Consider the following 12,096-nt stretch of genomic DNA (forward strand, 5'->3'; position numbering starts at 1 on the left):
GCAAGCCGCAATTCATCATTTCCACAATTATCGAACCGTGGATATGATGCGCCATGGACGAAACCCAGGTCATCACGGCGCTCGGCGCCCTTGCGCATCCGATGCGGCTGCGCGCCTTCCGCGCGCTCGTCGTGGCCGGCCAGGAAGGCCTGACGCCCGGCGTCATGGGCGAAGCGCTGGGCACGCCCAACGCCACCCTGTCCTTCCACCTCAAGGAACTGGCCCATGCCGGCCTGGTCACGCAGGAGCGAGCCAGCCGCAACGTGGTCTACCGCGCCGCCTTCGAGCGCATGAACGGCCTGCTGGACTACCTCACGCAGAACTGCTGCGAGGGCGCCGGCTGTGCCGTGCAGGCGCAGACCTGCCAATGCTGAGCCGGTAAGCCTGCGTCATCCCCACCCACTCATCCGGTGCGCGGTTCAGCCGTGCGCCTGTCTCAAGCTGCGCCCTCAAGACCATGACCACCCCGACCCCGCCACTGAACGTGCTCTTCCTGTGCACCCACAACTCGGCGCGCAGCATCCTGGCCGAGGCGCTGCTCAACCACATCGGCGCGGGCCGCTTCAGGGCGTTTTCGGCCGGCAGCAGTCCGCGCGAGCACCAGCAGCCCCACCCGCTGGCGCTGCAGGCCCTGCAGTCGGCCGGCGTGCCGACGAAAGGGTTGCGCAGCAAGAGCTGGGACGAGTTCGGGACGGACGCTGCGCCGCAGATGGACCTGGTCATCACCGTGTGCGACAACGCCGCCGGCGAGGCCTGCCCCTACTGGCCGGGCCATCCGGCCACGGCCCACTGGGGCTACCCCGATCCGTCCGGGGTCGAGGGCAGTGAGGCGCAAAGGCTCGCGGCCTTCCACAAGACCCTGCTGGCCATCCGCCAGCGACTGGAGTTCCTCATCGGCCTGCCAGCCGAGGGCCTGGACCGGCTCGCGCTGCAGCAGCACGCGCGCGCGCTGGCGCAACGCTGAGGGCGGCGAACATGCTGCTGGCTCTGCTGGTTTTTCTGGCCACCCTGGTCTTCGTCATCTGGCAGCCGCGCGGCCTGGGCATCGGGTGGAGCGCCTCGGCCGGCGCGCTGGCCGCGCTGGCGCTGGGCGTGGTGCAGCTCGCGGACATCCCGGTGGTCTGGGGCATCGTCTGGAATGCCACCGCCACCTTCGTGGCCGTCATCATCATCAGCCTGCTGCTCGACGAGGCTGGCTTCTTCGAGTGGGCCGCCCTGCACGTCGCGCGCTGGGGCCGGGGCAGCGGCGTGCGGCTGTTCGCCTTCATCGTGCTGCTGGGCGCGGCCGTGTCGGCCGTGTTCGCGAACGACGGCGCGGCCCTCATCCTCACGCCCATCGTGATGGCGATGCTGGTGGCGCTGGGCTTCTCGCCGGCGGCCACGCTGGCCTTCGTGATGGCCGCGGGCTTCATCGCCGACACGGCCAGCCTGCCGCTGGTCGTGTCCAACCTGGTGAACATCGTCTCGGCCGACTTCTTCGACATCGGCTTCAACCGCTACGCCTCGGTGATGCTGCCGGTGTACCTGGCCTCGGTGGCCGCCAGCCTGGGCGTGCTGTGCCTGTTCTTCGGCCGCGACATCCCTGCGCGCTACGACCTGCGGCAGCTCAAGGCGCCCGAGGCGGCGATCCGCGACCGGGCCACCTTCCGCGCGGGCTGGGCCGTGCTCGCGCTGCTCCTGCTGGGCTTCTTCGGCCTGGAGCCGCTGGGCGTTCCGGTCAGCGCGGTGGCCGCCGCATGCGCGGCCATCCTCTTTGCCGTGGCCGCCAGGGGCCATGTCATCGGCACGCGCAAGGTGCTGCGTGGCGCGCCCTGGCAGATCGTCGTCTTCTCGCTGGGCATGTACCTGGTGGTGTACGGGCTGCGCAACGCCGGGCTCACGGGCCACCTTGCGGCGGCGCTGGAGCGCTTCGCGGCGGGCGGCGTGTGGGGCGCGGCCTTCGGCACGGGCTTCCTGAGCGCGGGGCTGTCCTCGGTCATGAACAACATGCCCACGGTGCTGGTCGGCGCCCTGTCCATCGAGCAGTCGTCGGCCACCGGCCTGGTGAAGGAGGCCATGGTCTACGCCAACATCATCGGCTGCGACCTGGGCCCCAAGATCACGCCCATCGGCAGCCTGGCCACGCTGCTGTGGCTGCACGTGCTGGCCCGCAAGGGCACCACCATCGGCTGGGACTACTACCTGCGCGTGGGCGCGGTGCTGACGCTGCCCGTGCTGGCCGCCGCCCTGGCCGCGCTGGCCTTGCGGCTGGGCGCAGCTTAGGGGCGGCACGCGGGGCGGCGGCAGGGGCTTGCCTAGAATCCGGCCCCACATGCGAGCACTCTTTCCGACCCGCGCCGCAGCCTGCCTGTGGGGCGCGGTGGTGTTCATGCCCGTGGGGCTGAACTACCTTGGCTTCTTCCTGCTTCTGCTGGCCATGCTGCTGACGGGCGGCATGGGCGAACGCATCGCGCGGCTGCGCGCGCACCCCATGTGGTGGCCGCTGGTGGCCCTGACGCTGTGGCAGGCGCTGGTGCTGCTGGCGCGGCCGCACTACCCGGAGACCGGGCAGAACGCGGTGCACGGGCTGCGCATCTCGCTCACGGTGGCGCTGGCGCTGGCGCTGCGGCGCGACGAGCTGGTGTGGGCGCTGCGCGGCTTCGTCGCCATCACGGCCTTTAACCTCCTCTACATCGTCATCTTCTACACCCTGCTGTTGAAGTTCGGCATCTTCCCGCCCATGCCCGACGTGCTGCAGCCCATGATCATGCTGGTGGGCAACAAGTCCATCAACAACGCGCTGATCTTCACCATCGCCGCGGCGGCCACGGCGGCCGTGGGCCTGGCGCTGCTGGTGCGGCGGCGGCCGGCGGCGGCGGCAGGCGCCTTCGCCATCACGGCACTGGTGCTGGTGATCATCAACACCACCCTGCCCTCGCGCACCTCGCTGCTGGCGCTGCTGGTGGTGCTGCCGCTGCTGTGCGTGCACCAGTGGCGCCAGCGCTGGCGCGCGCTGCTGGTGGCGCTGGCCCTGGGCGGCGTGCTGGTGGGCGTGGCGGCCTGGAACGCGCCGCCCCATGTGCGCCAGCTGGTGAGCCTGGGCGTGCAGGAGCTGGAAGCCGCGCAGCAGGGAGCCGTGTCGGAAGGCAGCTGGGTGGTGCGCTATCACATGTACAAGCAGACGGCGCAGATGGTGGCCGAGAAGCCGCTGCTGGGCTGGGGCATCGGCGCCTGGAACAGCGAATGGCGCAAGCGCGGCCCGGCCCTGCTGGCCGACTACAACATGCCGCACAACGACTACCTGTGGATGGGCTCGCAGACCGGACTGCCCGGTGCGCTGCTGCTGCTGGCGCTGATGCTCACCGGCCTGTGGGCGGCCTGGCGGCGCACCGACCTGACCGGCCGCGTGGCCTTCGGCGCCATGCTGATCCTGCTGCTGGCCACGTCCGTGAACTCGGCACTGCGCGACGCGCAGATCGGCCTGTCGCTGCTGTGGGCGGCGCTGCTGTTTTTGCGCATGGCCGGCGAGAGCGGCTGCGCGTGGGCCGAAGTGCTGCCGCAACGTTGGCGAGGAACACTCCCAACGGCGTGAGCTCGCCGCCGCGTCCCGGCGGCCCCGCGGCCCGCAGGGCAAGGTGATGCGCCCCCAGGCGCAGCTCGCAGCAGGTGCTGAGTCAAGAAATCACCGCGGTTCAGTCAACTGCGGCGCCAGGACTGTCTCTACGATGAAGGCGCCCAACCGGTCTCGGCCGGTCACGCTTTCATCGACAACGATCGCCGGCCCCGGGCCGGCGCCTGGAGACAGACATGCCACGCCTTGAACTCACCCGCACGGCCCGTGCGGCCCTGTGCGCCGTCGCCCTCGCCAGCGGCTCCCTCGCCACCGCCGCAGACACGGTCAGGATCGCCTTCATCGAGGTGCTGTCAGGCCCCTTCGCGCAGACGGGCCAGGGCTCGCTGAACCAGTTGCGCGACGTGGTCAGCCAGCTCAACGCCACCGCCCGGGCCGACGACCCGAAGTTCGAAGTCGTGCCCTTCGACGGCAAGGGCACGCCGCAGGAAAGCACCAACGTGCTGCGCGCGGCCTTCGACCAGAACATCCGCTATGTCACACAGGGCGGCGGCTCCGGCGTGGCCTTCGCGCTGGTCGACGCGATCAACAAGCAGGCCCGGCGCGATCCCAACGGCGCGATGGTCTACCTGAACTACTCGGCCATGGACCCGGGCCTGACCAACGACAAGTGCAGCTTCTGGCACTTCCGCTTCTACCCGTCGAGCGAGATGAAGATCGAGGCGCTGACCACCTACCTGCAGGGCAAGCCCGAGGTGAAGAAGGTCTACCTGCTGAACCAGAACTACACGCACGGCCAGCAGACGGCCAAGGCCTCGCGCGCCTACCTGGCGAAGAAGCGCCCGGACATCGAGATCGTGGGCGAGCATTACCTGCCAATTGCCACCGTGCGCGACTTCGCGCCCTACATCGCGAACATCGCGTCCTCGGGCGCCGACACCGTGATCACCTCCAACTGGGGCAGCGACCTGGGTCTGCTGCTCAAGGCCGCACGCGACTTCGGCCTGAACATCAATTTCTACACGATGAACGCCAACAACCCCGGCATTCCCACACAGATGGGGCCCTGGGGCGTGGACAAGGTGGGCGTGATCTGGAACTGGGGCTCCAACGCGCCCACGCCCGAGCTGGAAAAGATCGCCGTGGCCTACAAGGAGAAGTCGGGCGAGGACTTCATCTATGCCGCCCACTGGAACAGCATGCACATGCTGCGCGACGCCATGCGCACCGCCAAGTCCACCGATCCGAAGAAGGTGGCCTACGCGCTGGAAGGCATGAAGTACAAGAGCCCGATGGGCGAGGTGGAAATGCGCAAGGACGACCACCAGCTGCAGGCGCCGCTGTACTTGGGCATGTGGGCCAGGAAGGGCAGCCCCGGCGTGAAGCACGAGGCCGAGAACACGGGCTACGGCTTCCGCTCCGAGAAGGTCTGGAGCCCGGCCGAAAGCGCGCAGCCCACCACCTGCCAAATGGCCCGTCCACCGGCCTGAGCCTGAGCCCGAGAAGACCCGCATGACGACGACGAAACCCTGGCTGAACGCCTATCCGCCCGGCACGCGCTGGGACGCGCCGCTGCGCACCACCGCCCTCACGGCGGTGCTGGATGAAGCGGTGGCCCGCTGGCCAGAGCGAACCGCGCTGCGCTTCGAAGGCGCAGCGTTGAGCTACGCGCAGCTCGACGCCGCCTGTGACCGCTTCGCGCGTGCCCTGGCGCGCCTGGGCGTGCGCCCGGGCTCGCATGTGGGGCTGTACCTGCCCAACACGCCACACTATGTGATCGGCTTCTTCGCAGCGCTGCGCGCCGGCGCCACCGTCGTCAACTACTCGCCGCTGGACGCCGGCGCCGTGCTGGCCCACAAGATCGAGGACAGCCGCACCGACCTGATCCTGACCCTGGACGTGCCCGAGCTGGCGGGCAGGATGCGCGGCTTTCTGGACAGCACGCGGCTGGCCACACTGGTGCTGGGCGTGGTGGATGATTTCCTGCCGGCCGCGGCCACCGCGCGTGCCCCTGCCGATGAGCCGGATGCGCGCTGCTTCCGCTTCGCCGAGCTGATGGCCGCCGAAGCCGCGGCCGAAGCACAGGGGGTCGCCGGCCTGCCGGTCCTGCCTACGCGCGTGGCCGACCTGCAGGCCCTGGCCGTGCTGCAGTACACCGGTGGCACCACCGGCCACCCTAAGGGCGCGATGCTCACGCACGCCAACCTCAGCAGCGCCCTGGCGCAACTGCGCGAGATCTGGCTGCACGGTGGCCTGGTGGCCGAGGGCGAGGAACGCTTTCTGGTCGTGCTGCCGCTGTTCCATATCTATTCGCTGGTGGCCAACATGCTGCTGGGCCTGAGCCTGGGCGCCGAGCTGACGCTGCACCAGCGCTTCGAGACGCAGAGCGCGGTGGACACGATCGCGGGCCAGCGCATCAGCGTTTTCTTCGGTGTGCCCACCATCTTCGTCGCGTTGGCCACGCACGAGACGCTCACGCGGGAGCAACTGGCCTCGCTCAAGTTCTGCAACTCGGGGGGTGCGCCCATCGCCATCGAAAGCTACAGGCGCTTCGTCGACAAGGCGCAATGCCGCCTGCTCGAAGGCTGGGGCATGACCGAGACCTGCGGCCTGGGCACGCTGTCGACCGGCTACGGCGAGCACCCCATCGGCTCGGCTGGCGTGCCGGTGCCCCGCGCCGACGTGCGCTTCCTCGACCTGCAGACCGGCCAGGAAGTGCCCCTGGGCGAAAAGGGCGAGCTGTGCATCCGCGGGCCCAACGTGATGGCGGGCTACTGGCAGCGCCCCGACGCCACCGCCGAGAGCTGCACGGCCGATGGCTACCTGCGCACCGGCGACGTCGGCTACATGACGCGCGACGGCGTGGTCTACCTCGTGGACCGCACCAAGGACATGCTGATCTGCGGGGGCTTCAACGTGTACCCGCGCAACATCGAAGAGGCGATCTACAGGCATCCCTCGGTCGAGGAAGTGATCGTCATCGGCATCCCCGACGCCTACCGCGGCCAATCGCCCAAGGCCTTCGTCAAGCTCAAGGCGGGGGCGTCGCCGCTGTCGCTCGACGATCTGCGCGCGTTCCTCAAGGACCATCTGGGCAAGCATGAGATGCCCTCGGCCCTGGAGCTGCGCGAGGCGCTGCCCAAGACGCCCGTGGGCAAGCTGTCGAAAAAGGAGCTGCACGCCGAAGTGGCGCAGGGCGCGGTGGCGGTGGTGGCCTGAACGCTGCGCCTCAGCGTGCGCGCGCCGGGTGTTTGAGCTCGGTGCGCAGCTCGCCCGGGGTCACGCCGAAGCGGCGCTTGAAGCGGCGGGAGAAATGCGCGGGGTCGTTGAAGCCGGCCTCGTAGGCCAGTGCCTGGATCGGCACGCGCCTGCGGCGCGGATCGCTCAGCAGGCGGCGCGCCAGCTCCAGGCGCTCTTCAAAGATCGTTTGCTCCACGCCCATGTCGAAGCCGCGGAACACCTCGTGCAGATAGCCCATGGAGATGCCGCAGGCCTGGGCCACGCGCGCGGGGCTCAGGTCCGGGTCGGCGGCCTGGGCGCGGATGTGCTGCAAGGCCCGCTGGCGATGGCCGGCGCGCATGGCGGACTCGGAGGACTCGCACGGGCTGGCTGCGGCGCTGCCGCTGCCCAGAAAGAGCGCCAGCAGGTCCAGGAACTGATCGGACAGCGTGCACACCTCGTCCGCCGACCAGTCCGCCGCGCCCTGCGCCAGGTGCTTGGCGAAGGTGTGGATCAGACCCAGGCCGCCTGAGCTTCCGATGCATTCGGTCAGCGCGTAGAAATGCCGCAGGTCGCGCACGCGCTGGCGCAGCAGCCGACCCGGAAAGGCGATGGTGCGCGTCTTGTACGCGCTGGGCGGCTGGGTGCGGTAGGTGGCAGCGTGGTTGAACAGGTAGGCCTGCCCGCCCTGCAGCGTGAGCGCACGTCCGTCCCGCTCCACATGCAGGCTGCAGGAAGGCAAGGTGAGCGAAAGCGCGAACAGCTCCTGGTTCATCTTCGCCACGTCCACGGGACGCCGCCACAGTCGCATGCCGCTGTAGCGCAGGTCGTAGAAGAAGAAGGAGCCGCGCCGGATGGAGCTCAGTTCGCCCGAGAAGTCCTCGCCGGGAATCGGGTCGACGTGAATGGGTCCGCCGACGCTGGAAAGCGCCTGCTCCCAGGCTTCGATCCGGTCGCGCTCCGGAAGGGTTCGGGTATCGACAGCCAAGTGTTCCACGAAGGCCATTCTTGTCCCCGCCCCCAGGGTCACTCCCCCGCAGTTACCCCAGCTTGGGGCGGCGCGTGTCGCCCAGGTGCCTGCCGCAGCGCGTCAGCGCGTGGGGTTGAACAGCCGCCCCAGCGCATCGCCCGCCTTCTCGCGCCAGGAGCGCGACGCGCCCAGTTCGGCGTGTTCGCGCCGCAGTGCGGCCAGCAGCGTGTCGCCCAGCGTCCTGGGCGGCAGGGCCAGCAGCGCCTGGTAGGCGGCGAGGGCCGCGTCGCGCTGGCCCGCCTCGCGGTGGCCGCGGGCGATCTGCACCCGCAACTTCTCGAGCTGCTCGGCGAAGTCCGGATGGGTCTCGTGCGCGAGCTGCGCCAGAGCGCCCTCGCAGCCCGATGCCGCTTCGGCCGCACGCCCGGTGCGGCGCAGCAGCACGCCCAGGTTCACCGCGGCCTTGGCGGCGGGCAGGCGCACGGTCATCTCGGGCGCATGGAGAAAGCGCTCCAGCGTCTCGCGGTAGGCCGCCTCGGCCGCGGCGGCATCGCTGTCGGCCAGCGTGATGCCCTTGGCCTGCAGGGCACGGGCCACGCGCATGCGCAGGTCGGCCACGGTGGCGTCGCGCCAGCGCTCGATGATGCGGTCGTAGACCACCAGTTCCTCGTCGTGCCGCCCCAGCCGGTCGAGTTCGACCGCGCTGTTCGCCAGGGCCAGGGCCACGTCCTTCTCGGCGGTGATGTTGCTTTCGTGGCCGTAGCGCTCCACCACCTCGCCGTACACCGCCAGCGCCTGTTCGGCCTGCCCGAGCCGGCCCAGGCAGAAGCCCTTGTTCACCATCGCGTCCAGGCACAGGCGGCGCAGCTCGGGGTGGGCCGAGGCCACATGCGCGCCCAGGATGCCGTCGTACAGCTCGATGGCCTGGCGGTACTGCTTCGTGCCGTGGTGCGCGCGCGCCTGCTCGATGCGCGCCCACAGCGCGTCGCGCTGCTCCAGCGGCAGGTCTTCCACGGCGTCGCCGTATGACACCGCGGCGCCGCGGCGCTGCAGCCGGTTCAGGCAGGTCAGCCGGCTGGCGCTGAGCTTGGCCATCACCTCGCGCAGGCGCGGCTCGGTGCGCGCGCCAAAGCGCTCCAGCATGCGGTCGTAGACCGGCAGCGCATCTTCCTCGCGGCCCATCAGCATCATCAGCAGATAGCCCAGGTTGAGCCCGGCGCTGGCCGTGCGAAAGACGATTTCCGGGTCCTCGTCGTCCAGGAAAAGGTCGATGCGCTGCTGGTTGCTGGCGCGGGCGGCCTCGTAGTGCAGGCGGTCGCGCTGGTGCACCGCCAGGTTGTAGAGCCTGTAGGCCAGCCGCTGGCGGATGCGCGGGCTGTCGTCCGCACCGAAGCGCTCGGCCATCACGGCCACGGTGCGGGCGCAGTGCGCTTCCGCGGGCGTGAGTTCGCCCACCTCGGCCGGCGGGTGCTCGCCATCAGCCACGGCACCAGGCGCGGGCGGGGCCTGCAGCGCCCACAGGTCGGCCCGGGTGTCCAGGTGCATCAGCTGCAGCCAGCGCTCGGGTTCTTCCTCGGCCGGCGCTTCTTCTTCGTCCGGCGTCTCGAGCAGCGCCAGCGCCTCGTCGAAGCGCCCGGCCTGGCCCAGCCAGTGGGCGCGGGTGCAGGCCAGCTCGCGCAGGGGGCGCTGCACGGCGGGCTGCGTGTCCTTGCCAAAGCGCTGCTGGGCGGCGTCCAGCGTGGCCAGGGCCTGCGGCGCCAGCCCCGCCGCGTGTTGCAGATAGGCGATGTCGATCCACACCTGCAGCAGGGGGCTTTGCAGGGGCGCGGCCGGGTCGTCGCCGATGCGCTGCAGCACGGCCTGCCAGGCGGCGAGCTGCTCGGCCGGCGCGGCGGCCTGCTGCCGGATCCCGTCGCAGTGGGCGAGCAGCGCGTGGCGCCGGGTGGGCGCGTCCGGGTGCTCGCCGTAGTCGGCCCACAGGCGCTCGGTCAGGGCGCGGGCCTGCGCATCCAGCGCCTGCGCAGCCGCTGCGCCGCCGGCCTCGCGCATCCGGCGGGCCTGCTCGTGCAGCAGGTCGGCGTGCAGGCAGACGCATTGGCTCAGGCAGCGGTCGACCAGGGCCGGCCGCGGCGTGCGCGCCAGCGGGAAGCGCGCCTGCATCGCCTCGCAGGCCAGGCCCAGCTGTTCCTGCGCGGTGCTGCCCTCGGGCGCTTCGGGCTCTTCGCCGTGCCACCAGAGGATGGCGTCGAGCTGGGCGAGCGCCAGGGTCTCGAGGCTGCCCGGGTGCTCGGTGGCCGCCAGCCGCTCGACCAGCGAGCGCTGGATCGCCAGCGCCTCGGGCCAGCGCTCCAGCGAGGCCAGCAGGCGCATCTGCGCCAGCCGCCCGTCGGCCGCCGCCTCGCGCACCTCGTCATGGGGCGATGCGCCGCCATCACGCCACAGCGCTTCCCAGGCCGCCAGCGCCTCCTCGGGGTCGTCCAGCTCGGCCAGCAGCGCGGCCTGGCGCAGGCGCAACTGCGCCACCAGGGTGCGGGTGGCGGGCCAGTCGTCGTCGGCAAAGCGCGTGGCGAGGCGGTGCGCGTGCCGCACCATGTCCACCTTGGCAAAGGTGGCGCCATGGTGGGCGCGCAGATTCACCTCCGCCAGGCCGGCGCGGGCCAGCCACTGGCGCACCGGCAGGGCCTCGGCGTGCTCGAAGCGCTGCTGCACCTGCGCCAGCACCGCCAGCGCGGCCTCGATGTCGCCCGTGCCGGACAAAGCCCGGCCCTTGGCGACCAGCGCCCGCGCCACCTGGGGCCAGCGTTCCAGCGGCAGGGTGCCCGGCGCGGCGTCGCCGTCGCCCAGGTGGCGCAGCCAGTCGTCGGCGGCCGCCACCGCCTCGTCGGCACGGCCTGCCCCGGCAAGGGCCTGGACCTGCTCTTCCCACGCGGCGCCGAGGTGGTCGAGCAGCTCAGGCTGGGCGGGCTGGCCGGCGCGCGTCAACGGGACCAGGCGATCAAGGACGGCTTGCGCGCGCGCCAGCGCCTCTTCGGGTGATGAAGCGATGTGTGACATGGGCGGATTGTGGGCCGCGCCCGCCCGCTGCGTCACCTGCTGCGGGTCAGAGCCCCGTCTCGACCATGTGCAGCAGGCGCTGCCCCAGGGCTGCGCGCATGGCCTGTGGCGCGCGGCGCAGCGGGCCGTCGATGACCAGCAGCGCCATGCCATGGACCGCGGACCAGGCCAGGAACTCGGCGCCCAGGCGCCGCTCGGGCGGCAGCACGCCGGCCTGCACCAGGGCGTCCAGCGCATGGGCCAGCAGTTCGAAGGGATTGAGCCCCTTGTCGCCGGTGCGCGCGGGGTCGGGCGGCAGCTCGACATCGAAAGGGCCCGAAGCGAAGGCGGCGCGGAACCAGCCGGTTTCGGACTGCGCGAAACCCAGGTAGCCGCGCCCCACCGCGGCCAGCAGGGCGCGCGCACGCTCGGGCGCGTCGGGCAGGGCCTCGGCCTGACGCATTTCCTGCTCGATGGCCAGCGCCAGCGCGCCCAGGGCCGACGCGCGCACGGCGTCGAACAGGGCCTGGTGGTTGGCGAAATGGCGGTAGGCCGCGTTGGGTGCCACGCCTGCGCGGCGCGTGGCCTCGCGCAGCACGACCGCCTGCGGGCCGCCTTCGCGCGCCAGTGCGAGGCCGGCCTCGATCAGGCTCGCGCGCAAGTCGCCGTGGTGGTAGGTCTTGCGGGGCGGGGGGCGGCGGGCCTTGGGCATCGTGCTCAGCGAAACAGAAATTCACAGCCAAAAAGGCCGTCGATGTGGACAGTGTCCATCTTAGCGCCTAGGATGTGAACACCGTCCACACAAACCCGCTGCGCGCGCTCTCGCGCAAGGCCCACCCGGAGACACCATGCAGTTCGTTCCCTACCTCAACTTCGACGGCAATTGCGCGCAGGCCATGGCCTTCTACGCCAGGCTGTTCGGCGGCCAGATCGTTTTTCAGTCCACCTTCGGCGAGATGCCGCCCGACCCGGGCATGCCCCCGCTGCCCGAGGAGGCCAGGAACCGGCTGATGCACGCGATGCTGCAGATCGGCAGCCAGAGCCTGATGGCCTCGGACACCATGCCCGCCATGCCGGGCGTGGACCCCGAGACCTGCGGCGGCGCCTACCGCCCGCCGCAGGGCATGTGGGTATCGATCGGCGTCGAGACCGAGGCCGAAGGCCGGCGCGTGTTCGACGGGCTCGCCGAAGGCGGCCAGGTCACCATGCGCTTTGACAAGACCTTCTGGTCGCCCGGCTTCGGCATGGTGACCGACCGCTTCGGCACGCCCTGGATGGTGAACGTCGCGGCGCAGCCCTGACGCGCCGGCAGCTTCGGCCGGCC

At 70.9% G+C, this 12,096-nt stretch carries 10 protein-coding genes; 7 read left to right on the plus strand and 3 right to left on the minus strand.

The annotated features are described in order from the left end of the window. Positions 1 to 53: 53 nt before the first annotated feature. The 6 genes from PGB34_RS18310 (at position 54) to PGB34_RS18335 (ending at position 6,769) form a co-directional block, all read left to right on the plus strand. Positions 54 to 374, plus strand: coding sequence for an ArsR/SmtB family transcription factor (locus PGB34_RS18310; RefSeq protein WP_271429542.1), 321 nt, complete (start codon positions 54 to 56; stop codon positions 372 to 374). Positions 375 to 457: 83 nt separating this feature from the next. Further along, entirely contained in the window at positions 458 to 964 is a 507-nt protein-coding gene (locus PGB34_RS18315; RefSeq protein ID WP_271429543.1) for an arsenate reductase ArsC, read from the plus strand. An 11-nt stretch (positions 965 to 975) separates the two neighbouring features. Further along, positions 976 to 2,262, plus strand: a complete 1,287-nt coding sequence (locus tag PGB34_RS18320; RefSeq protein WP_271429544.1) for an arsenic transporter — start codon at positions 976 to 978, stop codon at positions 2,260 to 2,262. 49 nt (positions 2,263 to 2,311) lie between these two features. After that, positions 2,312 to 3,571, plus strand: coding sequence for an O-antigen ligase family protein (locus tag PGB34_RS18325; protein WP_271429545.1), 1,260 nt, complete (start codon positions 2,312 to 2,314; stop codon positions 3,569 to 3,571). Positions 3,572 to 3,786: 215 nt separating this feature from the next. Beyond that, a complete protein-coding gene (locus tag PGB34_RS18330) occupies positions 3,787 to 5,040 on the plus strand; it encodes a branched-chain amino acid ABC transporter substrate-binding protein (RefSeq protein WP_271429546.1) in 1,254 nt (417 codons plus the stop codon). A 22-nt stretch (positions 5,041 to 5,062) separates the two neighbouring features. Then, positions 5,063 to 6,769 (plus strand): AMP-binding protein, encoded by a 1,707-nt coding sequence (locus PGB34_RS18335; protein ID WP_271429547.1) that lies wholly within the window; start codon positions 5,063 to 5,065, stop codon positions 6,767 to 6,769. 10 nt (positions 6,770 to 6,779) lie between these two features. Here the strand turns inward: PGB34_RS18335 and PGB34_RS18340 are convergent, their stop codons facing one another. From PGB34_RS18340 to PGB34_RS18350, 3 genes are all read right to left on the minus strand, one after another. Continuing rightward, the gene (locus PGB34_RS18340; protein WP_271429548.1) at positions 6,780 to 7,766 is read right to left on the minus strand and encodes a helix-turn-helix domain-containing protein; all 987 of its coding nucleotides are present in this window, start codon (positions 7,764 to 7,766) and stop codon (positions 6,780 to 6,782) included. Between the two features lie 93 nt (positions 7,767 to 7,859). Beyond that, positions 7,860 to 10,793, minus strand: a complete 2,934-nt coding sequence (locus tag PGB34_RS18345; RefSeq protein WP_271429549.1) for a tetratricopeptide repeat protein — start codon at positions 10,791 to 10,793, stop codon at positions 7,860 to 7,862. 46 nt (positions 10,794 to 10,839) lie between these two features. Next, entirely contained in the window at positions 10,840 to 11,484 is a 645-nt protein-coding gene (locus PGB34_RS18350) for a TetR/AcrR family transcriptional regulator (RefSeq protein ID WP_271429550.1), read from the minus strand. 136 nt (positions 11,485 to 11,620) lie between these two features. Here PGB34_RS18350 and PGB34_RS18355 point away from each other — a divergent pair, with 136 nt between their 5' ends. Continuing rightward, positions 11,621 to 12,073 carry a VOC family protein gene (locus PGB34_RS18355; RefSeq protein WP_271429551.1) on the plus strand — a complete coding sequence of 151 codons (453 nt, stop codon included), beginning with the start codon at positions 11,621 to 11,623 and terminating at the stop codon, positions 12,071 to 12,073. The last annotated feature ends 23 nt before the right edge of the window (positions 12,074 to 12,096 follow it).

Source organism: Xenophilus arseniciresistens, from assembly GCF_028023875.1.
Lineage (GTDB): Bacteria > Pseudomonadota > Gammaproteobacteria > Burkholderiales > Burkholderiaceae_C > Xenophilus > Xenophilus arseniciresistens.

What these genes read in the sequence shown, in the direction of transcription:
- PGB34_RS18310 (WP_271429542.1), top strand. Translation starts at nt 54, where the DNA reads ATGGACGAAACCCAGGTCATCACGGCGCTCGGCGCCCTTGCGCATCCG.
- PGB34_RS18315 (WP_271429543.1), top strand. Translation starts at nt 458, where the DNA reads ATGACCACCCCGACCCCGCCACTGAACGTGCTCTTCCTGTGCACCCAC.
- PGB34_RS18320 (WP_271429544.1), top strand. Translation starts at nt 976, where the DNA reads ATGCTGCTGGCTCTGCTGGTTTTTCTGGCCACCCTGGTCTTCGTCATC.
- PGB34_RS18325 (WP_271429545.1), top strand. Translation starts at nt 2,312, where the DNA reads ATGCGAGCACTCTTTCCGACCCGCGCCGCAGCCTGCCTGTGGGGCGCG.
- PGB34_RS18330 (WP_271429546.1), top strand. Translation starts at nt 3,787, where the DNA reads ATGCCACGCCTTGAACTCACCCGCACGGCCCGTGCGGCCCTGTGCGCC.
- PGB34_RS18335 (WP_271429547.1), top strand. Translation starts at nt 5,063, where the DNA reads ATGACGACGACGAAACCCTGGCTGAACGCCTATCCGCCCGGCACGCGC.
- PGB34_RS18345 (WP_271429549.1), bottom strand. Translation starts at nt 10,793, where the DNA reads ATGTCACACATCGCTTCATCACCCGAAGAGGCGCTGGCGCGCGCGCAA.
- PGB34_RS18350 (WP_271429550.1), bottom strand. Translation starts at nt 11,484, where the DNA reads ATGCCCAAGGCCCGCCGCCCCCCGCCCCGCAAGACCTACCACCACGGC.
- PGB34_RS18355 (WP_271429551.1), top strand. Translation starts at nt 11,621, where the DNA reads ATGCAGTTCGTTCCCTACCTCAACTTCGACGGCAATTGCGCGCAGGCC.